Source organism: Pseudonocardia sp. TMWB2A (assembly GCF_017312135.1).
In genome coordinates this window covers 2,802,913-2,826,323 of sequence record NZ_QKQY01000001.1, presented here as the reverse complement: position 1 = coordinate 2,826,323, position 23,411 = coordinate 2,802,913, and the positions used below count along the sequence as shown (strand labels likewise).

The window sequence follows — 23,411 nt, the reverse complement described above, 5'->3', positions numbered from 1 at the left end:
TAGGCAGGCGCCCAACGATACTTCACGCGCCGATGCTGGGGAGAGGGAGAGGTTCGCCGGGACGGGACGAGGTCAGCGCGGCTGAGAGAGAGCGTCGCGCGGGGCTCGTTCCTTCCCGCTCTCGTTGAGGTCTCACCCCATGAACATCCTGTCAGCCGTTGCCGATCCGGCGACGACACTTTCGCACGACCCTGCCGCCAACATTCTCGCGGCAGGCGAACTACTGCTTCCTTGGCTGGAACAGGGCCATCCGATTAGCGCCGCCCAGTTGCGGCAAGCCATGGAAACCGCTTTCGGTGCCTCAGATGCAACGGGTGCGTGGAACTGGAAGCAAGCCTACGAAGCCTGCGAGACCGCCAAGGTGCTGTTCCTGCGAAAATACGGTACGGCGCTGTTTCGCAAAGCCGCGACGCCCGCAACTCGTCTGGCTGCCCTGACCAAGATCCTGGGCCTGTTTCCCACCCACACCCGCCGCTCCGAGGAAAGCCAGGCGCTTCAGCAGTTCTCGACGCCAGTCCCGCTTGGCCTCGCCGCGCTGACCGCAGCGGAAATCCGCCCCGGCGACCGCGTGCTTGAGCCGTCGGCGGGCACGGGCCTATTGGCCATTCTCGCGCAGTTGGCCGGCGGCTCACTCACCCTCAACGAGTTAGCGGAAACCCGGGCCGGCCTCCTCGCCATGCTGTTCCCGGACACGGCTGTCACAAGCTTCGATGCCGCGCAGATCGATGATCATCTCGATCCGGCATTCGCCCCCTCCGTCGTGCTGATGAACCCGCCGTTTTCGGCCATGGCCCATGTTTCCGGACGCGTGCAGGACGCGGGCTTTCGTCACATTTCGTCCGCGCTGCGCCGATTGGCGCCGGGCGGCAGGCTCGTCACCATCACTGGTGCCAATGTCGGGCCGGACACTTCCGACTGTCGAGAAGCTTTTGTCAGCTTGCAGGCGCGCGCGCGCGTCGTGTTCAGCTGCCCGATTGCAGGCGCGCTCTATGCCCGCCACGGCACGACTTTTCCGACGCGCCTGACCGTCATCGACAAGTTGCCGGCAAACGATCCAAGCATGTTTCCGCCATCGCCGGGAAGCGCTCCGGATGTGGCAAAGCTGCTGGAGTGGATCGAAGCGCAGGTTCCGCCGCGACTTCCTGTCACGCTGCCGGAAACGAGAGCGCAGATTACTGTGATTCCCAAGTCGGTGCGCGGCTATCTCGCTCGAACGACGTCCAAAAGTCCCAGTGGCAGCATCGTGGCCGACCCCGAAAGCCGCGACCTTGCCTATGAAACCGTCGACTGGAGCCCGCCCGAAGATACGCGAATGAGCGACGGCCTCTATGAAGGCTACGCGCTTCAATCGATCTGCATCCCCGGCTCGCAGCCCCATCCGACCAAGCTGGTGCAGTCCGCCGCGATGGCATCAGTCGCGCCTCCCAAGCCGAGCTATCGTCCGCGTTTGCCGGTCAACATCCATACTCTGCTGTCTGATGCGCAGCTGGAAACCGTGATCTACGCTGGCGAGGCACACAGCGATTACCTCGCCGGATCGTGGACCGTCGATGAGACCTTTGACCTCGTGCAGGCCGCGCCTGAAGGTGCGCCGGCCACGGTCCGTTTCCGTCGGGCCTTCATGCTTGGCGACGGGACCGGCGCGGGCAAAGGGCGTCAATCAGCCGGGATCATTCTCGACAACTGGCTACAGGGCCGACGAAAGGCGGTATGGATCAGCAAGTCCGACAAGCTGATCGAGGATGCGCAGCGCGACTGGTCGGCGCTCGGCATGGAACGCCTCCTCGTCACTCCTCTGTCCCGCTTCGCGCAGGGCAAGCCGATCAGTTTGTCGGAAGGCATCCTGTTTGCAACCTATGCCACGCTGCGCTCCGACGAACGCGGAGACAAGGTTTCGCGGGTCCGGCAAATCGTGGATTGGCTAGGTGCCGATTTCGACGGCGTGATCATATTCGACGAGAGCCATGCCATGCAGAATGCCGGTGGCGGTAAAGGAGAACGCGGTGACGTCGCTCCTTCCCAACAGGGGCGTGCAGGCCTGCGCCTCCAGCATGCGCTGCCCAATGCCCGTGTCGTCTATGTCTCCGCAACCGGCGCCACCAGTGTTCACAACCTCGCATATGCTCAGCGCCTCGGTCTGTGGGGCGGCGAGGATTTCCCGTTCGCGACCCGCGCCGAATTCGTCGAGGCAATCGAGGACGGCGGAGTTGCAGCCATGGAAGTGCTGGCGCGCGATTTGCGCTCGCTCGGACTTTATACCGCCCGCTCACTTTCCTACGACGGCGTCGAATATGAAATGGTCGAACATCAACTGACCGACGATCAGCGCCGGATTTATGACGCCTATGCTGGCGCCTTCGCGATCATCCACAACCATTTGGATGCAGCGATGGAAGCCGCGAATATCACCGGTAGCGATGGCACTCTCAATCGCCAGGCCAAATCGGCGGCACGCAGCGCATTCGAGTCAGTGAAACAGCGCTTCTTCGGCCACCTGCTGACTTCCATGAAGACGCCCACCCTGATCCGATCCATCGAACGTGATCTTGAAGCCGGTCACTCCGCCGTGATCCAGATCGTCTCGACCGGCGAAGCCCTCATGGAACGGCGTCTAGCCGACATACCGACTGAGGAATGGTGCGACGTCCGCGTGGACATCACGCCGCGCGAATATGTTCTGTCCTATTTGCAGCACTCCTTCCCGGTGCAGCTCTACGAGCCCTACACCGACAGCGAGGGAAACCTTGCGTCCCGTCCCGTCGTTCGGGATGGCCAACCGGTCGAATGCCGTGAGGCGGTAGCGAGCCGCGACGATCTCATCGAGCGGCTTGCGTCCCTGTCGCCCGTTCCCGGAGCGCTCGACCAGATTGTCCAGCGGTTCGGCACGGAGATGGTCGCAGAAGTCACCGGCCGGTCGCGGCGAATCGTGCGCAAGGGTGAGCGCTTCGCGGTCGAAAACCGGGCAGCCAGCGCCAATCTGGTGGAGACGGCGGCTTTCATGGATGACCTCAAGCGCATCCTCGTGTTCTCGGACGCCGGTGGCACAGGGCGAAGCTATCATGCCGACCTGTCCGCTCGAAACCAGCGCCTGCGCGTTCACTATCTCCTCGAACCGGGCTGGAAAGCTGACGCCGCGATCCAGGGCCTCGGCCGCACCAATCGTACCAATCAGGCCCAGCCACCGCTTTTCCGCCCGATCGCAACAGACGTAAAAGCCGAGAAGCGGTTCCTCAGCACGATCGCGCGCAGGCTCGACACGCTCGGTGCCATCACGCGAGGCCAACGGCAGACGGGTGGTCAGGGCCTGTTCCGACCCGAGGACAATCTCGAAAGCCCCTATGCCCGTGCAGCACTGCGCCAGCTCTATCTGCTCTTGGTCCGTGGGAAGATCGAGGGGTGTTCGCTTGAACGCTTTGAGCACGCCACGGGTCTGAAGCTGACGGACACCAACGGGATCAAGGACGAATTGCCGCCGATCACGACCTTCCTCAACCGGCTTCTGGCCCTGACCATCGAGTTGCAGGGCATCCTTTTCACCGCATTCGAGCAATTGCTCGACACCAAGGTCGCCGGTGCCATCGCCAGCGGCACCTATGATCTGGGACTCGAGACGCTGACCGCTGAGAGCTTCATGGTCACAGATCGGGTGAGCATCTACACCCATCCCGCAACCGGTGCGCAAACGCGCCTGCTGACCATTACCCAACGCGAACGCAATCGACCCATGTCGCTTGGTGATGCGCTGGCGTGGGTGGAAAATGATCATGGGCGATTGCTGGTGAACACCAAGTCCGGCCGCGCCGCCGTTCAGGTCCCGGCGCCATCGTTGATGCTCGACGATGGTGAAATCGAGCGCCGCGTCCGCCTGATCCGTCCCATGGAACGCCATCACGCCTCGCTCGCCGCGATGGCCGACAGCCACTGGGAGGAGGTCGACCGCGATGCCTTCGCTCATGCCTGGCAGCATGAACTGGCCGATGTGCCGACCTTCACGGACAGCACGATCCACATCGTTGCCGGCCTGCTCCTGCCGGTGTGGAAACGGCTGCCCGACGAATCGACGCGGGTCTATCGGCTTCAGACCGATGACGGCGAGCGTATCATTGGCCGTCGTGTTTCCTCGGCATGGGCGGCGAATGCAAACAACGTCGGCGCACTCGACCTGACTGCCGATGCTGCCTACGCAGCCCTTCTTGATGGGCAGACGATCATCGATCTCGCCGAAGGTCTGCAATTGCGGCGCACCAGGGTCATGGGCGCGAACCGCATCGAGTTGACCGGCTTTACCGATGCGATGCGTGAACGCCTGCGCGCTTACGGACTGTTCACGGAGATCATCTCCTGGAAGCTCCGCTTCTTCGTCCCTATCGGCGGCGCCGGCGTCGCCATTCTCGCCCGCTTGCTCGAAACCTATCCGGTCTCGCGCATGTCCGAGCGGGAGGCAGCCTGATGGCGCGGATGGATGCAGGCGACCTTGCTCATCGTCTTGGCCGCCAAGCCGAGGCGGTGTGCCGCCGTTACCTCAATGCTGGCCGGAAAAACGGCAACTATTGGCTGGTTGGCGATGCGAATAACACGCCGGGACGCTCCCTCTTCGTCCGGCTCAATGACTCCCCCAAAGGACCCGCGGGGAAATGGCAGGATGCTGCGACCGGCGACCACGGCGATTTGCTCGACCTGATTCGAATGGCGCGGGGGCTGGCCGATTTTGCTGATGTTGCCGAGGAAGCACGCGCATTTCTGAGCCTGCCACATTCTGAACCCGCGCCGTTGCGGCACCAGTTGCCGCGCGCTGCGTCTGGCTCGGCTGAAGCCGCAAAACGGCTCTTTGCCATGTCGCAGCCAATCGGCAGCTCAGTGGCCGGCACCTACTTGCGTCGGCGCGGCATTGCAGATCTTCCGGGACCTGCAAGCCTGCGCTTCCATCCCCGATGCTACTATCGGCCAGAGACCGATGAGATCACCCAGACCTGGCCAGCGATGATCGCCGCCGTCACCGATCTCAATGGCCAGATCACCGGGGTTCATCGCACATGGCTTGCACCCGATGGCAAGGACAAGGCGCCCATCGATACACCGCGCAAGGCGATGGGAGAGCTGCTCGGCCATGCGGTTCGCTTTGGCGTACCCGGCGAAGTCATGGCCGCCGGTGAAGGCATCGAAAGTGTGTTGTCCGTTCGCGAAGCCGCACCTGACATGGCCATGGCGGCAGCCCTTTCGGCAGCGCACCTCGCTGCGATCGCGTTCCCGGAAGCGTTGCGCTGCCTCTACATCATCCGCGACAATGACCCGGCAGGTGACTGGGCGCGTGATAGCCTGGTCGAACGAGCCAACGCGATCGGGATCGAGGCGATCGAGCTGTCGCCAGCACTCGGGGATTTCAACGAGGATCTGCGCGCGCACGGTCTCGACGCGCTGCGGGCAAGAATCCGGGGCCAATTTGCCCCGCAGGATATTGCTCGTTTCCTGAGTTCTGCGGCTTGACCGACGGCATGGGGAAATCACGCGGTCCGGTGCATGCGTAGCCTTCACGACAGGTCTCACCATCGACAGAGGCCGCGCCCGGCCTTCGAGAGGGCGATAGGCCCACAAGCGTTCTGGTCCAGCAATGGCGGCGGCCAGCTATTTTCCGGCGGCGCGCGGGCCGCGCCTTTCCATCGCGAAACAAAATAGCCGGCCTTTGCCATCCTCCGCGTTCGCTCCGGCCCTTACGGGTGCAGGACCAGCCCGTTCGTGGGCTTCATCGCCATGAAGGCCGCGAGGGCGCGGTCCAATCGATGGAGCATCCGATGGACGAGCACGACGATTTTGAACCGTATCACAATTCCTCCCCAACCGACCATGTTTTGCAGGAACTCCAGCTCTATGGCTATCGCCCCTTCGAGGACGAACCCGATCCCCGCCCGCTGCCCGAAGGCAATCGTGTGGCCGGTGCCGTCGCGGACATCTTCGACGCCCTGATTTCCAGTCTGGAGGACACGCGCCTCGAACCCGACCTCGACGACCTCCTGTGGTCGACCGTGAATCTCTTCCATCGCGCCTGCCAACGGATCGAACGCGAACTCGATGACAATGAGGTGGGCCAACGCCGTCTCCAGAACGAGCAGGACGGCAGCGAGGTGAAGTCGGTCGAACTGGAACGCCTGACCGCTCAGGGACAGAGCCTCCTCGAACGGCGCGATGCCTTCGAATTGATGCGTGACCAGGCCGCTGAACATTTTGAACGGCAAACCCGATCAAGCTGGAAGCCGCTCTCCGGCTCCATGGTCAACCATCGCAACCTGACCTCCGCCATGATCGACAGCCGGGATTTCCTCAATGCCAAACGGCGCGCCGAGACCGAAGTGCTTCTCCCCGCCGGGCCGAAGATCGCATTTTCCGGCGGTGAGAGTACGGACCATCAGCTGATATGGGCAAAGCTCGACCAGATTCGGGCCAAGCATCCCGACATGGTGCTGATGCACGGCGGCACTCCCAAAGGCGCCGAGAAGATTGCTTCGCGCTGGGCTGATACCCGCAAGGTGCCGCAGGTTGCGTTCAAGCCGGACTGGACCAGGCATGCGAAGGCCGCACCGTTCAAGCGCAACGATCAAATGCTCGCCGTCATGCCGATCGGTGTCATCATCTTTCCTGGCACGGGCATTCAGGACAATCTTGCCGACAAGGCCCGTAAGCTCGGAATTCCGGTCTATCGGTTCGGCTCAGGCGGCGCGTAAGCGCCGCCGACGATACTAATCCTTTCGGGGTTTTGGCTGGTGCAAGCGTCGCTTCACATTGGGTTTCAGCGCGTTGCCTACATCCTTGTCGACGATCGCAAGGTCGAACCAATCAGGATCGAAATGCCCGCCGCACCACTGCTTGGTTTCGCGATGCTCTGGGTCGCCGGGGTCCGCCATGATTTCGAGAAACCGTTCATAGCCGGGTATGCCGCCGACATCTTCCGGAGGGCGAGCACGCGCGCCATCCACGCATCGGGCCTTCTTCGGCGCAACATCGAGGGAAAGCCACTGTTCCAATTCGACGGTGTGCGACCAACTGTCGCCAAAATCATAGAGATAGTTGAAGCTGGCTCCTGCTCTCGTGAAGTCCCGCAAGCGCACGTCGGCCTGCTCAAAGACCTGCGGGTCGTCTCCGCAGGACCCCTCGTAGGCAGCGGCGGCATCGCCAAAACGCAGGCCACCGATCTGGAACTCGTGCAGATGGTAATTCCACCAGTTGAACGCCGCCTGGATTGTCAGGTGGAGTTGCTCAAGGTTCCAGTGAATTGGGACGATCAGACGCCTCCAGACCGGAGGGTCAATGTCGTCGATCGAAACGCGAAGCTGAATGGCATTGAAGGGTTCGAACATACTGGCAACAAGCCTTCGAAGGTGGGCGACGTCAAGGCTTGTCACAGATGCGAGGTGCGCAATTTTCACTTGGACGCTGAGCTTTAGCCCAGTCGCCCCAGTTCGGCAGCTACACAGCCCCCACTTCAAATGCGCTGATCCTTGGCCCTGCCAAGGGCCTGACGCCATCAACCCGTAAAGGGTCGGACTACGCAAAGCGTGCCGCCGCGCTGTCTGCGTCAGTGCGGTGATTGCAGCCCTTGCCCGGTCACTTCGGGCGCCTGTCAGCGGGGGATGAGCCTCCGCTTCGAACAGGAGCAGGTCCGATGTCCCTCAACGACGCGCAAGCTTTCGCCTTCAGCCTCGCCGCCACCCTGATGGTTGCCATCGTCATTTTTCGCGCCGGTGACGGCAGCCTGTCGGTCGTACCGGCCACCGAATTCGATCACGATGCCGAAGTCATCGCAGAAATCGATCCCTTCGCGGTCTGACCGCGTCCAACCGCTCAAGCGGAGCGGGAACTGTAACGGTTTCCGCTCCCGCTCGGGACTGACTTTCGCTATAGTGCAAAACGCGCCGCGGTGGTGGTGGAGGCGCGACCGTCAGACCAATTCTCACGGGAGACCACCACCATGATTATTCTTGGCATTTTGCTGTCCATAGCGGCGATCGGCTTCTTCTGCTGGTTGCTATTCACGTTTGCGGTGTTCGCGCTGCCCCTTTTTGTCGGCATGAGCGTCGGCGCATGGGCCTATCAATCCGGCGCCGGCTTGCTCGGCGCGATATTCGCCGGACTGCTCGCGGCAGGCCTGACGCTCGGCGTTGGGCAGCTCGGCCTGATGCTGGCGCGAACGACCTGGGCAAGGCTCCTGATCGCACTCGTCTTCGTCGCACCGGCGGTCATCGCCGGCTATCACGCCACCCACGGCATCGTAAAACACGCCATGCCATCCGAAGCCTGGCAGCAGCTGTTCTCGGTGATCGGCGCGATCGCGGTCGGCTGCACGGCATTCGTTCGGGTGGCAAGCATGGCAGGCACCAAGCCGTCGTCGGGGCATTTGACGAGCGCCTGAAGCGCCCCAGCAGCTCACTGGACGACCTGCGAGGCGAAGTCATTGCCGTCCTGCTGGACGAGAGCGGAATATTAGGCTGCACAGTCGCATCAAGCTGGACCCTGCATGGTCTGCGGCACTGTCCGAACGATCTGGGGTTGCCCGATTGAGGCGGCATGCGACCAATCGTGGCCCGGGCCGCTGCCTGAAGCGTGCTTCGTTCGATTGCCCACGTACATGCCTGGCGCGGGAGAAATCACAGCGTTGTTCCGCCGTGCCGGTCTGAAGCTGAAGGGGTGTCACCACGCACGTCCCGTATCTGATCGCTCGCGCCCGCTCCAAACGGCCTCTGTAATGGGCTGATCTGGCCGAAGATCGGCTGTGCCTCGACCGCCTATGCCGCAACAGTGTTCCGCCAACTTTCTTCCCCTGCCGGCCAGGGCCGTCATTCCTCGCGAGACAAGAAAGCCGGCTTTACGCTGTCCTACGCTTCGCTGCGGCAGCAAGCTGTGCGCCGTCGGTCGTCTCCGGCCTCTCGATCGCCATCGAGGCCGCAATGGTGCGGGTTCGAAGACGAACGAATGGAGATTTCTCATGGCTACCATCGGCACCTTCAAGAAGACCGGCTCGAACGAGTTCACCGGCGACATCATCACCCTCAGCGTCCAGGCCAAGGGCGTGCGCATCATCCCCGACCTGCGCGCCACCGGCGAAAACGCCCCCAGCCACCGCGTCGTGGTCGGCCGCGCGGAAATCGGCGCAGCCTGGTCCAAGCGTTCGGGCGAGGGCCGCGACTATCTGGGCCTCAAGCTCGATGATCCCAGCTTCAACGCCCCGATCTACGCCAACCTCTTCGACGACGAAGACGGCGAAGGTTACTCGCTGATCTGGTCCCGCCCCAACGGACGCCGGGGCGACTGAGGTCCCCGCCAGGCCCCGACCAGAACGGTCGGGGCCATTTGGCATTCGGGCGACCGAATCAGTTCCGCCAACTGCACAAATAGTCCGCGGCTTAAGAGGTCGATCGGCGCAGGATAGAGGTGGTATTTGCGGCAAGGACGACTAATATAGTCGTAGTTCTGGCGCGTTCATCCGCGGCGGTGGGAGGCGATCATGCATGATCACCGCTCGCCAATCGCGGGCCGCACGCGCGTTGCTGGGATGGACACAGGAGACGCTCGCTGACAAGGCCCAGGTCTCACTGACCGCGCTCAAACGCCTCGAATCCGAAAGCGGGCTCGAAGTGTATGAAACCACACGCGATCAGGTGCGCAGGGCGCTTGAATCCGCCGGTGTCGTTCTCCTGTCCACGGAGAAGGGCGAAGGTGTTCTGCGGCTCCATCATCCAGGGGATCGACCGACCCGGCCGTGAGGCTGGCTGTCCTACCTGTCAGCGACCGGAAAAATTTCGCGAGCCGCTGTCCTGGATCAATGCTAGGGCCAATGGAAAGTCGCAAAAACACCTAGAACAACTTGGTGGCCGGTGATGGATGAGTCTACACCGCAGTTCCTTGATGAACCGCCGCAAGGCCAGCAACTCACCTCCTACGATCGTGAGCACATGGTGCTGTACCTGCGGCTTCTGGATGCCCACAGGGACGGCGCCGACTGGCGTGAGGCCACGCGCATTCTCTTCGACCTCGATGCCGCGATTGATCCGGTGAGGTCCCGAAAGGTCCACGATGCCCATCTGGCGCGTGCGCAATGGATGTCCGAGCACGGCTATCGCGAGCTCCTGCGCAAGGGGCCGCCAGACTAGCAGGTGATGCCGCACCGGCATCACCTGTTGCCGACATGGGGACTTCCGACGTCTGTCTCTGCGAGGAATCATCGCCCTCCCGTAATCGGTTGAGGCCGGGGGAGAATCGTGATGATGCCGGATGCATCGCAATGGCGTTCTTCAGAACGCTACGAGCCCGTCGAACGCATGAGTGCCTCGGGTCTTGCGTGGGAATGGCTTCGACGAAACGAAGCCTACAACCGCGATTTTGATGCCTTATCGGCGCACAACGCCGACATAGTCATGCTGACGGACGCGATCCGCCAGCGCTGGAGGTTGCGATTTCGCGGTGGACCCCGCACTCGATCACGCTGCCGCCACCGTTTTCTGGATGCCCCAGGACGACACCAGCATTGTCGTTCTGGCGGAAGCTCCACCTGAGCTGGACGTAGAGTCTGGCGGCGACCATCTGCCCGCCGTGATCCCCGGAAGTGATGGCGAGGGCATGGTCTGGCTTGCCAACGGCGAGCACATTCAGATTCAACTTCTGGCATCAGCGTCCAATCCAGCGGTAGCCGTCATTCCCTTGAACCTCGACGGGTTCGGCAGGCTTGAAGCCGTGCATCGTCTGCTGGCGGCGCTTCACGGTCGCGCTGTCCCGCCCGACACCAGACTGACGCGCCAGCAGCGAACGCGGGCGCGCAGGATGCTTCAGGCGTTCGATGGTTCGCGTGATGGCGCCACCCAACAAGACATTGCTCGAGCCTTGTTTCGACTTGGCCCGGTCAGCCGCGATGAGTGGCAAGCCTCCTCCACGCGCCATGCTGTCATGGGACTGCTGCGCGATGCCCGCGCGATGATTGCGGGCGGATACCGGAACCTCCTGAGGCACCGGCGTCGGGCCTGAAGCAACTCTCGATTACCGGTGTGGGGACTTAGCAGGGGCCAAAATCCCGCTGCATCTCGCCGATTTCGCTTCGCCATTGTGGCCTTCGCCCGCCGTCGATCTCCCACGGCACCAACGAAGCTCACGAAAGGCCGACCTATGCGACCCGATCTCGCCGTTCTGCCGCCACGCTACCTGCGCACCAAGGAAGCGGCCGCATTTCTCAGCCTTTCGCCGCGAACACTCGAAAAGCACCGGACATACGGAACCGGCCCCGCCTACAAGAAACTCGGCGGCCGGGTGGTCTACTCGGTCGATGATTTGCAGCATTGGGCCGAGCGCGGCGCCGTCACCTCGACATCCGACCCACGTGGCACCGTGCTGCCGGCGAAGTGGCATCCGGACGATGTCGTTCCGATGGCCGGCCGCCTGGCGCGCTGACGAAGCATCGCTCCGCATATGGCGCCCCGCCTTCAATCCCCTCCGGAACGCGGCCAGCTTGATCTGTTCCGCACGATCCCAGGCAATGTTGCACCACGAGACGCGCAGGACCTCATGGCCTATCCATTCTTCTCCCTGTCCAAGACCCACCGCGTCACCCCGATCGACTTCGCCGCCGGTAATGTTTCGATCAGGGTCGAGGCCGTGCCGGATCATGGCATGGCGACCATCTGGGACGCCGACATCCTGATCTGGGCTGCGAGCCAGATCGTCGAGGCCCGCGACGCCGGATTCCGAACGTCCCGGCTGATCGTCGCAACACCCTATGAGGTCCTGAAGTTCATCGGGCGCGGCGCGTCCATGCGCGACTATCAGCGCCTGAAGGCGGCGCTGGACCGGCTGCAATCAACCACCGTGGCGACGTCCATCCGCCAGCATGCAGAGGGACGGCGGCACAGGTTTTCATGGATCAACGAATGGAAGGAGCGGCGTGACTGCAATGGCCGGCCTGACGGCATCGAACTGATTCTGCCCGACTGGTTCTATCAGGCCGTGCTCGACGACGCCCTCGTCCTGACCATTGACCGAGCCTATTTCGATCTCACCGGCGGACTTGATCGCTGGCTCTATCGCCTGGTCCGCAAGCACGGCGGCAAACAGCGCCACGGTTGGCGCTTCGACTTTCGCCATCTGCACCTGAAGTCCGGCAGCCTGTCGCCCTTCAAACGGTTTGCGTTCGAGCTTCGCGATATCGTTCGGCGCCAGCCACTCCCGGGCTACGTCCTGTTCCTCGAAGTCGAGGCCCGAGGTCGGACCCTGCTCGCATTCAAGCCATCGGTGCCCGGTGGAAAGCCTGTGGAGGGCGTCGTGCCATCGGGAACCGCAAGGCGCGTGCCATCAGGAACCTCAGGCTCGTGCCAACGGGAACCCGATCAGGAGTTAAGTCGCGACAGTGCAAGCCGAATTCGCGTCCGTAACTTAGACTCTAACCAAGAATCTAACTTTGAAGAGCGCGCGCGCGATGTGCGCAGCCTCATCGATACGGTCCGCAACAGCCTCACCGTCAATGCCCGGCAGCGGCGATGACCCGCCGGCGCGCCGTGAACCGATCACTTCTCAACTTACCTGGAGACCCATCATGACCTGCGCCGCAAGCTCCGGTCAGCAGCAAGGCCGTGCATCGCTCGCCCGCTCTGCAGACACACTGACCCATGTCGAGTTGACGCATATCGAAAAGCGGATCGAGAACTGGATCAGGTTTGGCCGTCATGTCAGCGAGCAGATCCTCGACCGACGACGGCGTGTGCTTTCCTTTCGACCGGGCAGTGTTTTCGGTTTCATTCGCTGGGCCGCCAACGACTTCGGAACCGTCGCATCGCGGATCGACATCGTTCGCTCCATTGCGCCGGGTGAGGCCTATCAGACGCTGCCCTTCATTCGCCCCGGCGGCGAAATCCTGCTGACCGTCGATGGCTGGGCCAAGGTTCGTCAGGTGCTTCAACTGGTCGACGACGTGGAAGCCGTCGGCCTCGATGCCTGCGACGTAGCCCCTGATCACTGGCGCCATGTCGCGAACCGGATGAGCGTTGGCCAGGTGCCGCGTGCCTACACGCCGGAGCGCCATCAGGCATGGCTCAAGCGCCGGGAGATCGAGGGATGACCCGCTTCGGCTATGTCATGACGACGTATTTCTGCGCGCTGGGCATCGGTATCGCTTCGTTCTTGCCCGTGCCGCTCCGGTTGGTCTGGAATGCGTCTGCCAGCGTTCCCATCGGTCTTTATGGGCTCGAACCGCCGCGAGGTCTTCGCGTCGGCGATCTGGTCGCCGTGGCACCGTCCCGGCATCTGGCCGACTTCATGGCTGAGCGCGGCTACCTCGGTAAGGGCGTGCCGCTGATGAAGCATGTTTCGGCCCTGCCAGGACAGACCGTCTGTCGATTGAGGACCACGATCACCGTTGATAGCGTGGCGCGTGGCGAGGCGCTCGATCGCGACCGCAAAGGGCGCAGATTGCCGGTCTGGCAGGGTTGCCGCCGCATCGCGGCAGGCACCGTGTTTCTGATGAATTCAGCTGTGCGGGACAGTCTCGACGGCCGCTATTTCGGCCCAACCCCTGCGCGCACGATCATTGGACGCGCAACGCCGATCTACACCGATGAAGCGGCGAACGGCCAATTCGTCTGGCGAGCCAACGCCCATCGGGCGGCGCGCTGACTGTGATGGTTCGGCAGCGCCATTGCTCACCTGTCAGCATCGCAAACGGCAACCCAAGGAGACTTCCCATGCCGCAGATCGGCACTTTCACTGAAGCGGCGGACGGTTTCGTCGGACGCATCCATACCTTCGCGCATCACCGCGAAATCGATATCGTGCCTGCGGAGCCATCCGATACTGAAAATGCGCCGGACTATCGCATTCACCTCCGTCACGACGAGGGCGTCGAAGTCGGACCGGAGATCGGTGCGGGCTGGAAACGCACCGGCGAGCGCGCTGGCACCTTCGTCGCGCTGATCATTGACGATCCTGCTCTGCCGCAGCCCGTTCGCGCCAATCTGTTCCGTGACGGCGCTGATGGTGCATCCTGGTCGCTGCACTGGAATCGTCCTTCCAAGCGCGACGCGCGGGATTGATGCCATGCGCCGTTCTGCACTTCTCTTCCTTTCCGGCCTGACTTGCGCCTGCCTGTTGCCGACCTCCACGTTAGCACAATCAACTGCGACCGAGCGCGGAATGCCCGGCGTTCCGTTCGGCGAATTCATTGTCGAGGCCGCGTCCCGCTTTGCGATTCCTCCCGCCTGGCTGCACGCGATCATGCACGCGGAAAGTCGTGGAAAGCCTCGCGCCATTTCGCCCAAGGGAGCGATGGGCCTCATGCAGATCATGCCTGCAACGTGGGACTATTTGCGCGCCCGGCACCGATTGGGGGCGGATGCGTTCGACCCGCATGACAACATCATCGCGGGCGCTGGCTATATCCGCGAACTGTTCGATCGCTACGGCTCGCCGGGCTGGATTGCTGCCTACAATGCTGGTCCCGGGCGCTATGAAGCTGCACTCAGGGGCCGACCCTTGCCTGCTGAAACGCGCGCCTATGTCGCGGTGGTTTCACCTGCAATTGGCCAGACTGATGCGGCAAATACGACCGCGATTGCCATGGTTGATCGCTTTGCGTGGACACGTTCACCGATCTTCGTTGCACGCTCCGCAGCATCCAGCGTGCCATCCACCGGGGCCGCCGATCAGCAATTCGCCAAGCCAGCACAGGCCAGCGAACCTGCGGCTCAACCGCAGCCGCATGGGCTGTTTGTTGCGCGCGCGGCGGGGGATGGCCTTCGATGATCGCTACATCTGCCCATCGCATCGCCTTGAAGGATAGCGGGGGATCGGGGGAGACTGTCTCCACGACCGAAGGAGGGCAGGATAAAAGGGCGCACGTTGCGCTTCGGTCGGTTGGTTGTTTTTCTGAGGTTTTTGCGGCCTTCGCACACGTTGGGCCGGGTATCGGCAAGGTGCCGATCCCACCTAACAGTCTGATTTTTAATCGTCATTGGCACATTGCCCGGTGCGCCGATGGCCGATGACCGCGAGTTTCGCATCCGTCCTGGCCGCGTTCGTTCATCGGGCTCACAGCGCGTGCGGCCATTCATCGCTCAAGCACTGGCGGCAGCCCAGCGGGCTGGCGGTGGCATATCGCGGGCTGGCCGCATCAAGTCAGGTCACACTTCGCGCTTCGGTCGCGGACAACGCGCCAGCATCCAGGCCAACAGGCTCATCACCGCACGCACGCGCGGCGCCGTCGTCAAGGCACGCGTCGTTCGGCTCAATGCGCGTAGTGCGCCCCTGGCGACCCATCTCAACTACCTGTGCCGCGAAGGCGTCACCCGCGATGGTGAGAAGGCCCGCCTGTTCGGCGCGGAGCCAGGGCACGTCGATGCTGCCGAGTTTGCAGAGCGCTGCAAGGACGATCGCCATCACTTCCGCTTCATCGTCTCACCTGACGACGCGCTGGAGATGGCGGATCTCAAGAGCTTTGCCCGGGACTTGGTTACCCAGATGGAGAAGGATCTCGGTTCCCGGCTCGATTGGGCCGCCGTCGACCATTGGAACACCGAGCATCCTCATGTTCACCTGATCGTTCGCGGCGTGCGCGACGATGGGCAGGATCTCGTGATCGCCCGAGACTACATCAAGGAAGGCATGCGGGATCGGGCACGCGACCTCATCACGCAGGAACTGGGGCCGCGAACTGATCTCGATCTACGCCAGTCCCTCGAACGGCAAATCGGTGCAGAACGCTGGACCCCACTCGACCGACAATTGGTGCGCGATGGCGGCCGGGGTAATGTCATCGACGTGGCGCCGCTGCCCGGTGGCGAACCTGACCCGTTCCAGACGCTCAAGGTCGGGCGGCTCCGCAAGCTGGAAACCCTCGGCCTCGCGACGCAGATCGGTCCTGGTCAATGGATCATGGACGACAAGGCCGAAGCGACCTTGCGCGAGATCGGCGAACGTGGAGACATCATCAAGCGCATGCACCGGGCGCTGACTGAACGGGGCATTGAACGCGCGTCAGCCAGTTATGTGCTGGCAGCTGAGCAATTCGATCAGCCAGTCGTGGGCCGACTGGTGGCGCGCGGTCTCGACGATGAATTGAGAGGCAGTGCCTTTGCTGTGGTCGACGGACTTGATGGTCGCACACATCACATCAGGCTTTCCGACCTCGATGCGGCGGGCGACAGTGCGCCGGGCTCGATTGTCGAACTGCGCAGCTTTGACGATGCCCGCAGGGTTCGGCGCGTAGCGCTGGCCGTCCGATCGGACATCGACATCGACCGTCAGATCACGGCCTCCGGCGCGACCTGGCTGGACCGGCAAGCCATCGCTCGCGCACCAACCACGATGTCCGAGAGCGGCTTTGGCGGCGAAGTGCGGGAGGCCCTTGATCGCCGGGCCCAACATCTGATGAAACAAGGGTTAGCCGAACAGCGCGGCACTCAGGTTAGTTTCGCCCGCAACCTCATCGAGACGCTGCGGCGCCAGGAGGTCGCGGCAGTTGGCGACAAGCTGGCCGCCGAGACCGGCAAGCTCTTCAATCAGGCAGGAGGCGGCGAATATGTCGCCGGGACTTACCGGCAGCGCCTGACGCTGGCTTCTGGCCGCTTCGCCATGTTGGACGATGGCCTCGGCTTCCAACTCGTGCCCTGGACGCCTGCCCTCGAAAAGCACCTCGGTCGCCATGTCTCAGGAGTGGCCCGCACCGACGGCGGCATCGACTGGAGCTTTGCCCGCAAACGCGGCCTCGGCCTCTGACCCACCCTCTCGAAAGGACTTTCCATGGCCGCCACCAAAATTCTCTGGGGTCAGATCATCACCGTCTTCTTGATCGTGCTCCTGACCATATGGAGCGCGACCGAATGGGTCGCCTGGCGGCTCGCGTTTCAGCCGGAACTGGGCGGCCCATGGTTTCACCTCTTCGGCTTTCCCTTCTATCCGCCGCCATCGTTCTTCTGGTGGTGGTATGGGTTCGATGCCTATGCCCCGGCCATCTTCATCGAAGGTGCTTACATCGCGGCATCTGGTGGCATCATCTCGGTCATGGTTGCAATCGCCATGTCGGTCTGGCGCGCACGCGAGGCGAAGAAGGTCGAGACATACGGTTCGGCGCGTTGGGCAGAGCCAAATGAGGTTCGTGCGGCCGGCCTGCTCGGTCCGGACGGCGTGGTGCTCGGGCGTTTCCACCACGACTATCTCCGGCACGATGGCCCGGAGCATGTGCTGTGCTTTGCTCCGACCCGGTCAGGCAAGGGCGTCGGCCTGGTCGTACCGTCGCTGCTCGCATGGCCGGGCTCCGCCATTGTCCACGACATCAAGGGCGAGAACTGGCAACTCACCGCGGGTTTTCGGGCGCGTTTCGGGCGGGTGCTGCTGTTCGATCCGACCAACGCGAACTCGGCCGCATACAACCCACTGCTCGAAGTCCGGCGCGGCGAGTGGGAAGTGCGCGACGTCCAGAACATTGCCGACATTCTGGTCGATCCCGAGGGCAGCCTCGAAAAGCGCAATCACTGGGAGAAGACCAGCCACGCGCTCCTGGTAGGCGCGATCCTCCACGTGCTTTACGCCGAAGCCGATAAGACGCTCGCCGGCGTCGCCGCTTTCCTTTCCGATCCCAAACGTCCGATCGAATCGACCCTCGCCGCGATGATGACGACGGCGCACCTCGGGAAGGACGGCCCGCATCCGGTCATCGCCAGCGCGGCCCGCGAACTGCTCAACAAGTCGGACAATGAACGGTCGGGCGTGCTGTCCACGGCCATGTCCTTCCTTGGCCTCTATCGTGATCCGGTGGTTGCGGCAGTGACCCGGCGCTGCGACTGGCGCATCACCGACATCGTCGGCGGGAAGCATCCGACGACGCTCTACCTCGTCATTCCGCCATCCGACATCAACCGGACCAAACCGCTCATCCGACTCCTGCTCAACCAGATCGGACGTCGCCTCACCGAGGATTTGCAGGCGAAGCGCGACCGGCATCGCCTGCTCTTGATGCTGGACGAGTTTCCCGCCCTGGGCCGTCTCGACTTCTTCGAAAGCGCGCTTGCCTTCATGGCTGGCTACGGGCTGAAGAGTTTCCTGATCGCGCAGTCCTTGAACCAGATCGAAAAGGCCTACGGCCCCAACAATTCGATCCTCGACAACTGCCATGTCCGGGTGAGTTTCGCGACAAACGACGAGCGCACCGCGAAGCGTGTCTCGGATGCGCTTGGCACCGCCACCGAAATGAAGGCTATGCGCAACTATGCCGGGCACCGGCTCTCGCCCTGGCTTGGGCACTTGATGGTGTCTCGCTCGGAAACGGCGCGACCGTTACTGACGCCGGGCGAGATCATGCAACTGCCTCCCGCCGATGAAATCGTGATGGTCGCCGGAATCCCGCCGATCAGAGCCCGCAAGACCCGCTATTACGAGGACGCCCGCTTCAAGGAGCGAATCTTGCCGCCGCCTGCATTGGTCGTCCCGAAGAAGGTGCGGGCAGACGACTGGACCGGCTTGGCCCTGCCGCCACAGATTGCTTCCGCTCCGGCAACGCCGGTCGCGAGTGGTGACGACGACGATACGACCGATTCCGAACGGCGGCAGCAGCCCGAGCTAAGTCTCACCCAACCTATCGAGAACCGGCAACCCGTCCAGAACGAGTTTGATCTCGATGGCGATCACAACGACGAGGATGACGATCTGGCCGCGCGCAATCAACGGCTGACCGGGATCATGCAGGGCGTGGCCCGGCAGGCATCACTCGACTTCGACGACGGGATGGAGATCTGATCGCCATGGCCCTCCGCAAAAAGAAGACCCAGATTTCCGTCTATCTCGATCCTGACGTCATGACGATGCTGGCCGACTATGCCGCCCGCCGCAATCAGTCGCAGTCGTTGGTAGCCGAAGCGGCCATCGCATCGTTCCTGTCGCCAGACGCTGCCGACCGCCGCGAAGCCGCTTTCGCCAAACGCCTCGATCAGCTCGACCGCCGCTTGGCGAGAACAGAACGCGATGTGGGCATCGGGATTGAGACCTTGGCGGTTTTCATCCGATTTTGGCTGGCGACCACTCCTGCCTTGCCGGAACCGGCGGCCCAAGCCGCACGGGCCAAAGCGAGCGAACGCTACGACGCCTTTGTCACGGCGCTCGGTCGGCGGTTGGCAAAGGGACCGAGGCTGCGTCAGGAAATTCCGAACGATGTCCCAATGGACGGCAATGGCGCCGCAACTTCCTAAGCGCTCAGCCGAGAAGCCCAACTTTCCGTCTGGTCACGCCCCAGTGCGATAGCATTTCTGAGATTGATAACAGCTAAGGCCGCACGATTGGTCAATTTTGTTCCGGAACGCTGCTCGCAATCCGATCCCTCTCGCGTTAGTCATAGGCCCACGAAAGGGCGTCGATGACAATACTCAGCCTTCAGGCCAAACAGGACTTTCTGGAAAAGGACGCGAGTACACGCGATCCCATCAAGGCGATCGCGGAATTCGTCTGGAATGCGCTTGATGCCGATGCCACCGAAGTGCGGGTTACCCTGGACAAGAACGGCCTTGGAGGCATCACTGCTATCAAGATCGAAGACAACGGACACGGCATATCTCCCGAGCGGGCCGACCACGATTTCGGAAATCTGGGGGCCTCTCACAAGCGCACCGAGTCGAGGACGCAGTCGCTCGAACGCGCCGTTCATGGGAAGGAGGGACGCGGGCGGCTGAAGTTTTTTTCGCTGGCCCGCCGCGCAAAGTGGACGAGCGTCGCCGCAGTCGACGGACGGCGCGTGGCGCTGTCCCTTACCATCCAGGCAAATAATCTGGAAAAATGCGATCGAAGCGACACTTCCGAAACGGATGCGCCGACCGGCACCGCGGTTGAGCTGGCACCACTCAAAGATACGCTTGATGTACTTGATGGTACCGACGCCTTCAGGCAGTTCAGCACGATCTTCGCCCCCTACATCCTCCAATACCCAGGCGTGCGCATCATTTATAACACGTTCGAGGTCGATCCTCGAATTACGATTCACCGCACGCATGACATTCCCCAATCGCCGATTGTCTGCCCGAGCCGGACGATCAACGATCTCCGATTGAAGGTGATTGAGTGGAACGCGCCAACGGAAGGGCGGCAGATATTTTTCGGCGGCGATAACGGCATCGTGCTGGGATCACAGGCCGCTTATGTGACGGCACCGAACTTCACATATTCGGCTTATGCCTACAGCGCGTTCTTTCGAGAGTTGGCGGATGCGAACCTGCTTGATCTTGAAGGCATCAATGATCCCGACTTCCTGCACGTGCTTGAACACATTCGTGGTAGCCTCAAGGACTACTTTCGCAAACGTCAGGCGGACGTCGCGAAGGGGCTGATTCAGGAGCTCAAGGACGAAGGGGCGTACCCTTACGAAGGCGAGCCTGGCGACGAGATAGAGGCACGCGAAAGGCAGGTTTTCGACATCGCGACCTATGCAGTTTCCTCGCACTCACGTGAGTTTGCGCGCGCCGACAGTTCACTAAAACTGATGACGCTCACCTTCCTCAAGGAAGCGGTCAAGCACAACCCCGATGCGATTTCGCGAATCCTGCGGGCGGTTGTGAACCTGCCCAAAACGCAGCAGAACGAGTTTTCTGAGCTGCTCGAACGCACCGAGCTGGGCAACATCATCTCGTCGTCCAGTCTGATCGCCGACCGTGTTGCGGTGCTCCAAGTTCTGCGGACGATGGTTTTCGAACCAAAGTACCGGCAGACAGTCAAGGAGCGTGGTCAGCTCGATGCATTGGTGCGAGACAACACCTGGCTGTTTGGCGAACAGTTCCATTTCACGATGCCGGAGGTCGGACTGACCAAGGTGATGGAGCGTGTAGCCGAAGATCTCGGAACGAAAGGCAAACGGCACAAGGTAACCAAACCTGACGGCAAGCGCGGCCGCGCCGATCAGTTTCTCGGTCGTGTCGTACCGGGTCCCATCCAGAGCAAGCGCGAATACCTCATTATTGAGCTCAAGAGGCCGTCGTTGAAGATTGGCCGCAAGGAACTGGATCAAGTCGAAGACTACATGAACGCGATCCGGCAGCAGCCAGATTTCAGCCATACTGATACGACGTGGCATTTCTTCCTGATTACGAGCGAATATGACGATTCAGTCGAGGCCAGGATTTCGCAGTCAGGGCGCGCGAGGGGGATTGCGCAGGAAGGTGACGGTTACACGCTCTGGGTCAAGACCTGGGCTGAGGTGCTGCGCGAAAGCGATGCCCGGCACCAGTTCATTCAGGACAAGCTCAAGATCGAAGTGTCTGACGCGGATATCGAGGCGCGCATCAACGAACTAACCAAAGCCGTTATCAAAGCTTGATTGCTGGCCCAATGCACTTTTCCAAGTGCTCGAGCATTTTTCTCTCTAGCCGGATATCCAGCTTCACTCTCGTTCCGATGCTTGCCTGCGATCAGCGATAAGTTCGTCCGACAGGCTGACCTCAGCAGGGACATGGGCGCGAAGTCGTGATTGAACCTGGCCAAGAGCTCCATCAGCGTAGCCATCGAATGCGTAGTCGTTGAGGAACTGGCGGCGCCACAGGTAGCCACGGTCGACCTCGCTCAGCCCGGCTGCGTCGCAGATATTGCCCCACAGCCGGGTGATCGTCTCGATCTGGCCATTGATCAGATCGCGCGCATCGCGATCATTCAGCAGAAAATTTGGCGCCGAAAGGCGGCAGCTTTCCAGCAGGCTGCGTTTGTCCTCGCCATTCACCAGCATTGCCTGATTGGCTTCCCGGCCGTTACGCGGCTGCGGACAAATGTCGTAGCCCGGTGTGAGCGTGAGATTGGCGCCATCCCAGAATGCAGCATGGTTGCGAGCATGGTCGTCGGTATTGCCCGTCAGCACATTGAAGACCATCCGTCCGAACAGTTCGCGCAGGGTCGCTTGCGGATCGGTGAAGCGCGCGCGCACCATTTCGGCGAGTTCGACATAGCTTGCATAGCGGGCCTGCATTTCTGAGAGGCCAAACATCGTCAGGGCCGAGACCATCGCCCGGCGAGTCCAGCCGGTGCCATTCCATTCGCGGTCGAAGCGGCGCACCAGGAGCACATCCTTGCCGCTCGCCTTGGTCAGTTGAACCGGCGCGACGTCGAGGCCCACTTCTGCCGCCAGGCGCATGGCAACAAACTCGGCCTTCACCACCGCCATGGTGTCGTTGGTCGCTGAGAATTTGGCGATGAACTTGTCCTCGCCATACTGGATCAAGGCCTTGGGACGTGCGCCGCCGATCGAACTGCCGTGGAACAGCGCCTTGTCGAGAGCCGGGGGGATGGGTTCGCCTCGCTCGACCCGCTCCGCTGCTTCCAGCAGCTCCTCGAGCGTCGCATTGTCTTGCTCCCGAGGCTGATACCGGTCGGCTGACGTCTGGAAGTCGAGCGCACCGATACGGTCGGAGCCCGAATTGAGCATGAAGGTCAGTTCGTCGAAATCGATACTGTTTGCCGCTTCGCCGCGAAGGCCGGTCAGACGATTGATGATGACCCGCCGACCCCATGCGTCCGGCGCGCCATCCCGCAGACAACCCGCCATGTCGAGCGGTGCGTTGGGCGCGATCCTGCCACGCTGCAGCGGCAGCTCCGGTGCATAGATCGGGATGGCGTCGGCGCGTTCGAGATAGGAACGACCATAGTTGAAGACATAAATGCCACCGTCCAACTCGATCCGCCCGGCAATGACGGGCTCAAGCGCACCTGGCAGCCATATCCAGACGAAAGCTTCGGTGGCTGGCGGGATGGGACCTTGAGAAGCCGCCGTGGGCTGAGGGCGATCAGAAGTCATCCTTTACCTCCGAGCGCGGACGCCGCACCGACTGCGGCAGCAGCGCCAGCTTGTCGTTGACCCTGGAAATCTCGGGAGTGAGCCGCGAAGGTTCGTCAACGAAGAGCGGTACACCAACCAGCGTTGCGGCTTCGAAGACCAGCCCAATTTCCACCTTGGGGTGCCCCTTTTCGATCAGTTGCAGCGTGCTGCGCGCGATACCGACCCGGGCCGACAGGTCAGCCTCCGACATTTTGCGCTGTTTGCGCGCGAGACGAATGAGCCCTCCCATCATGGTCAGGGCTTCGCGCGTCATGCGGGAATAGGTGCGGGGGTGCTCGGTCATTCAAGCCTCAATGCCGGTTATGGCGGTCATAAAGCTATTTCTCGACCGCGATAACGGTCAATACCATCAACGATGTTAAAAAACAATGCAATGACCGCGATGGCAGTCAGAAAGCCCATTCGTGGCGGTTATGGCGGTCAATTTCGTCCATGTAGGCAAAAGCTCAAGGAACGGGACATGCCAAGCGCCTGCAATGCTCTGTTGTAGGCGACTTAGGGCGCCGGCTTGGTTCCCGCGCCTTTCCAGAACCCCGGAACTCCGCCGTTTCCCTGTATTTGCACGCCACGCTGCTACTACGACCAAAACCTG

Annotated in this window: 23 protein-coding genes; 20 read left to right on the top strand and 3 right to left on the bottom strand. The window is 62.0% G+C overall.

The window, feature by feature from the left end:
* Positions 1 to 139 precede the first annotated feature (139 nt).
* The 3 genes from DMP17_RS13165 to DMP17_RS13155 all read left to right on the top strand — a co-directional run bounded on the left by DMP17_RS13165 (position 140) and on the right by DMP17_RS13155 (position 6,716).
* Positions 140 to 4,450, top strand: coding sequence for a bifunctional class I SAM-dependent methyltransferase/DEAD/DEAH box helicase (locus DMP17_RS13165; protein ID WP_337829530.1), 4,311 nt, complete (start codon positions 140 to 142; stop codon positions 4,448 to 4,450).
* The gene (locus tag DMP17_RS13160; RefSeq protein WP_337829529.1) at positions 4,450 to 5,484 is read left to right on the top strand and encodes a DUF7146 domain-containing protein; all 1,035 of its coding nucleotides are present in this window, start codon (positions 4,450 to 4,452) and stop codon (positions 5,482 to 5,484) included. Before DMP17_RS13165 ends, DMP17_RS13160 begins: the two co-directional genes overlap by 1 nt.
* Before the next feature lie 305 nt (positions 5,485 to 5,789).
* Positions 5,790 to 6,716, top strand: coding sequence for a DUF2493 domain-containing protein (locus DMP17_RS13155; RefSeq protein ID WP_337829528.1), 927 nt, complete (start codon positions 5,790 to 5,792; stop codon positions 6,714 to 6,716).
* A gap of 15 nt (positions 6,717 to 6,731) precedes the next feature.
* On the opposite strand, the gene DMP17_RS13150 is transcribed toward DMP17_RS13155, so the two are convergent.
* Positions 6,732 to 7,349 (bottom strand): plasmid pRiA4b ORF-3 family protein, encoded by a 618-nt coding sequence (locus DMP17_RS13150; protein WP_337829527.1) that lies wholly within the window; start codon positions 7,347 to 7,349, stop codon positions 6,732 to 6,734.
* Between the two features lie 305 nt (positions 7,350 to 7,654).
* On the opposite strand from DMP17_RS13150, the gene DMP17_RS13145 reads away from it, so the two are divergent.
* From DMP17_RS13145 to DMP17_RS13070, 17 genes are all read left to right on the top strand, one after another.
* The gene (locus tag DMP17_RS13145; RefSeq protein ID WP_164975567.1) at positions 7,655 to 7,819 is read left to right on the top strand and encodes a hypothetical protein; all 165 of its coding nucleotides are present in this window, start codon (positions 7,655 to 7,657) and stop codon (positions 7,817 to 7,819) included.
* Between the two features lie 141 nt (positions 7,820 to 7,960).
* Positions 7,961 to 8,401 carry a hypothetical protein gene (locus DMP17_RS13140; RefSeq protein WP_337829526.1) on the top strand — a complete coding sequence of 147 codons (441 nt, stop codon included), beginning with the start codon at positions 7,961 to 7,963 and terminating at the stop codon, positions 8,399 to 8,401.
* 573 nt (positions 8,402 to 8,974) lie between these two features.
* Positions 8,975 to 9,301, top strand: coding sequence for a DUF736 domain-containing protein (locus DMP17_RS13135; protein WP_067733898.1), 327 nt, complete (start codon positions 8,975 to 8,977; stop codon positions 9,299 to 9,301).
* 196 nt (positions 9,302 to 9,497) lie between these two features.
* Positions 9,498 to 9,752 carry a helix-turn-helix domain-containing protein gene (locus DMP17_RS13130; RefSeq protein ID WP_337829525.1) on the top strand — a complete coding sequence of 85 codons (255 nt, stop codon included), beginning with the start codon at positions 9,498 to 9,500 and terminating at the stop codon, positions 9,750 to 9,752.
* Positions 9,753 to 9,866: 114 nt separating this feature from the next.
* Positions 9,867 to 10,139 carry a DNA -binding domain-containing protein gene (locus tag DMP17_RS13125; protein ID WP_337829790.1) on the top strand — a complete coding sequence of 91 codons (273 nt, stop codon included), beginning with the start codon at positions 9,867 to 9,869 and terminating at the stop codon, positions 10,137 to 10,139.
* A gap of 111 nt (positions 10,140 to 10,250) precedes the next feature.
* A complete protein-coding gene (locus DMP17_RS46400; RefSeq protein WP_443217882.1) occupies positions 10,251 to 10,541 on the top strand; it encodes a transcriptional regulator domain-containing protein in 291 nt (96 codons plus the stop codon).
* On the top strand, positions 10,492 to 11,007 hold the full coding sequence (locus tag DMP17_RS13120; RefSeq protein ID WP_337829524.1) for a DUF2285 domain-containing protein: 516 nt from the start codon (positions 10,492 to 10,494) through the stop codon (positions 11,005 to 11,007). The genes DMP17_RS46400 and DMP17_RS13120 overlap by 50 nt, the downstream gene beginning before the upstream one ends.
* A 138-nt stretch (positions 11,008 to 11,145) precedes the next feature.
* A complete protein-coding gene (locus DMP17_RS13115; protein ID WP_337829523.1) occupies positions 11,146 to 11,427 on the top strand; it encodes a helix-turn-helix transcriptional regulator in 282 nt (93 codons plus the stop codon).
* A gap of 18 nt (positions 11,428 to 11,445) precedes the next feature.
* The gene (locus tag DMP17_RS13110) at positions 11,446 to 12,513 is read left to right on the top strand and encodes a replication initiator protein A (RefSeq protein ID WP_337829522.1); all 1,068 of its coding nucleotides are present in this window, start codon (positions 11,446 to 11,448) and stop codon (positions 12,511 to 12,513) included.
* Positions 12,494 to 13,087: a DUF2840 domain-containing protein gene (locus DMP17_RS13105; RefSeq protein WP_337829521.1), complete on the top strand. Its 594-nt coding sequence runs from the start codon at positions 12,494 to 12,496 to the stop codon at positions 13,085 to 13,087. The genes DMP17_RS13110 and DMP17_RS13105 overlap by 20 nt, the downstream gene beginning before the upstream one ends.
* Positions 13,084 to 13,641 (top strand): S26 family signal peptidase, encoded by a 558-nt coding sequence (locus DMP17_RS13100; protein WP_337829520.1) that lies wholly within the window; start codon positions 13,084 to 13,086, stop codon positions 13,639 to 13,641. The genes DMP17_RS13105 and DMP17_RS13100 overlap by 4 nt, the downstream gene beginning before the upstream one ends.
* Positions 13,642 to 13,709: 68 nt before the next feature.
* On the top strand, positions 13,710 to 14,057 hold the full coding sequence (locus DMP17_RS13095) for a DUF736 domain-containing protein (RefSeq protein ID WP_337829519.1): 348 nt from the start codon (positions 13,710 to 13,712) through the stop codon (positions 14,055 to 14,057).
* Between the two features lie 4 nt (positions 14,058 to 14,061).
* A complete protein-coding gene (locus DMP17_RS13090; RefSeq protein WP_337829518.1) occupies positions 14,062 to 14,766 on the top strand; it encodes a lytic transglycosylase domain-containing protein in 705 nt (234 codons plus the stop codon).
* A 231-nt stretch (positions 14,767 to 14,997) separates the two neighbouring features.
* Positions 14,998 to 16,737, top strand: coding sequence for a relaxase/mobilization nuclease domain-containing protein (locus DMP17_RS13085; RefSeq protein ID WP_337829517.1), 1,740 nt, complete (start codon positions 14,998 to 15,000; stop codon positions 16,735 to 16,737).
* 24 nt (positions 16,738 to 16,761) lie between these two features.
* Positions 16,762 to 18,753, top strand: a complete 1,992-nt coding sequence (locus DMP17_RS13080) for a conjugal transfer protein TraG (protein ID WP_337829516.1) — start codon at positions 16,762 to 16,764, stop codon at positions 18,751 to 18,753.
* 5 nt (positions 18,754 to 18,758) lie between these two features.
* Positions 18,759 to 19,202, top strand: a complete 444-nt coding sequence (locus DMP17_RS13075) for a hypothetical protein (RefSeq protein ID WP_337829515.1) — start codon at positions 18,759 to 18,761, stop codon at positions 19,200 to 19,202.
* Between the two features lie 164 nt (positions 19,203 to 19,366).
* A complete protein-coding gene (locus DMP17_RS13070) occupies positions 19,367 to 21,313 on the top strand; it encodes an ATP-binding protein (protein ID WP_337829514.1) in 1,947 nt (648 codons plus the stop codon).
* Between the two features lie 63 nt (positions 21,314 to 21,376).
* On the opposite strand, the gene DMP17_RS13065 is transcribed toward DMP17_RS13070, so the two are convergent.
* A complete protein-coding gene (locus DMP17_RS13065) occupies positions 21,377 to 22,777 on the bottom strand; it encodes a type II toxin-antitoxin system HipA family toxin (protein WP_337829513.1) in 1,401 nt (466 codons plus the stop codon).
* Positions 22,767 to 23,102 (bottom strand): helix-turn-helix transcriptional regulator, encoded by a 336-nt coding sequence (locus DMP17_RS13060; protein ID WP_337829512.1) that lies wholly within the window; start codon positions 23,100 to 23,102, stop codon positions 22,767 to 22,769. Before DMP17_RS13060 ends, DMP17_RS13065 begins: the two co-directional genes overlap by 11 nt.
* Positions 23,103 to 23,411 lie beyond the last annotated feature (309 nt).

Excerpts from the sequence above, each read along its gene's own strand:
- DMP17_RS13165 (WP_337829530.1), top strand. The coding sequence starts at position 140 with ATGAACATCCTGTCAGCCGTTGCCGATCCGGCGACGACACTTTCGCAC.
- DMP17_RS13160 (WP_337829529.1), top strand. The coding sequence starts at position 4,450 with ATGGCGCGGATGGATGCAGGCGACCTTGCTCATCGTCTTGGCCGCCAA.
- DMP17_RS13155 (WP_337829528.1), top strand. The coding sequence starts at position 5,790 with ATGGACGAGCACGACGATTTTGAACCGTATCACAATTCCTCCCCAACC.
- DMP17_RS13150 (WP_337829527.1), bottom strand. The coding sequence starts at position 7,349 with ATGTTCGAACCCTTCAATGCCATTCAGCTTCGCGTTTCGATCGACGAC.
- DMP17_RS13145 (WP_164975567.1), top strand. The coding sequence starts at position 7,655 with ATGTCCCTCAACGACGCGCAAGCTTTCGCCTTCAGCCTCGCCGCCACC.
- DMP17_RS13140 (WP_337829526.1), top strand. The coding sequence starts at position 7,961 with ATGATTATTCTTGGCATTTTGCTGTCCATAGCGGCGATCGGCTTCTTC.
- DMP17_RS13135 (WP_067733898.1), top strand. The coding sequence starts at position 8,975 with ATGGCTACCATCGGCACCTTCAAGAAGACCGGCTCGAACGAGTTCACC.
- DMP17_RS13130 (WP_337829525.1), top strand. The coding sequence starts at position 9,498 with ATGATCACCGCTCGCCAATCGCGGGCCGCACGCGCGTTGCTGGGATGG.
- DMP17_RS13125 (WP_337829790.1), top strand. The coding sequence starts at position 9,867 with ATGGATGAGTCTACACCGCAGTTCCTTGATGAACCGCCGCAAGGCCAG.
- DMP17_RS46400 (WP_443217882.1), top strand. The coding sequence starts at position 10,251 with ATGATGCCGGATGCATCGCAATGGCGTTCTTCAGAACGCTACGAGCCC.
- DMP17_RS13120 (WP_337829524.1), top strand. The coding sequence starts at position 10,492 with ATGCCCCAGGACGACACCAGCATTGTCGTTCTGGCGGAAGCTCCACCT.
- DMP17_RS13115 (WP_337829523.1), top strand. The coding sequence starts at position 11,146 with ATGCGACCCGATCTCGCCGTTCTGCCGCCACGCTACCTGCGCACCAAG.
- DMP17_RS13110 (WP_337829522.1), top strand. The coding sequence starts at position 11,446 with ATGGCGCCCCGCCTTCAATCCCCTCCGGAACGCGGCCAGCTTGATCTG.
- DMP17_RS13105 (WP_337829521.1), top strand. The coding sequence starts at position 12,494 with ATGCCCGGCAGCGGCGATGACCCGCCGGCGCGCCGTGAACCGATCACT.
- DMP17_RS13100 (WP_337829520.1), top strand. The coding sequence starts at position 13,084 with ATGACCCGCTTCGGCTATGTCATGACGACGTATTTCTGCGCGCTGGGC.
- DMP17_RS13095 (WP_337829519.1), top strand. The coding sequence starts at position 13,710 with ATGCCGCAGATCGGCACTTTCACTGAAGCGGCGGACGGTTTCGTCGGA.
- DMP17_RS13090 (WP_337829518.1), top strand. The coding sequence starts at position 14,062 with ATGCGCCGTTCTGCACTTCTCTTCCTTTCCGGCCTGACTTGCGCCTGC.
- DMP17_RS13085 (WP_337829517.1), top strand. The coding sequence starts at position 14,998 with ATGGCCGATGACCGCGAGTTTCGCATCCGTCCTGGCCGCGTTCGTTCA.
- DMP17_RS13080 (WP_337829516.1), top strand. The coding sequence starts at position 16,762 with ATGGCCGCCACCAAAATTCTCTGGGGTCAGATCATCACCGTCTTCTTG.
- DMP17_RS13075 (WP_337829515.1), top strand. The coding sequence starts at position 18,759 with ATGGCCCTCCGCAAAAAGAAGACCCAGATTTCCGTCTATCTCGATCCT.
- DMP17_RS13070 (WP_337829514.1), top strand. The coding sequence starts at position 19,367 with ATGACAATACTCAGCCTTCAGGCCAAACAGGACTTTCTGGAAAAGGAC.
- DMP17_RS13065 (WP_337829513.1), bottom strand. The coding sequence starts at position 22,777 with ATGACTTCTGATCGCCCTCAGCCCACGGCGGCTTCTCAAGGTCCCATC.
- DMP17_RS13060 (WP_337829512.1), bottom strand. The coding sequence starts at position 23,102 with ATGACCGAGCACCCCCGCACCTATTCCCGCATGACGCGCGAAGCCCTG.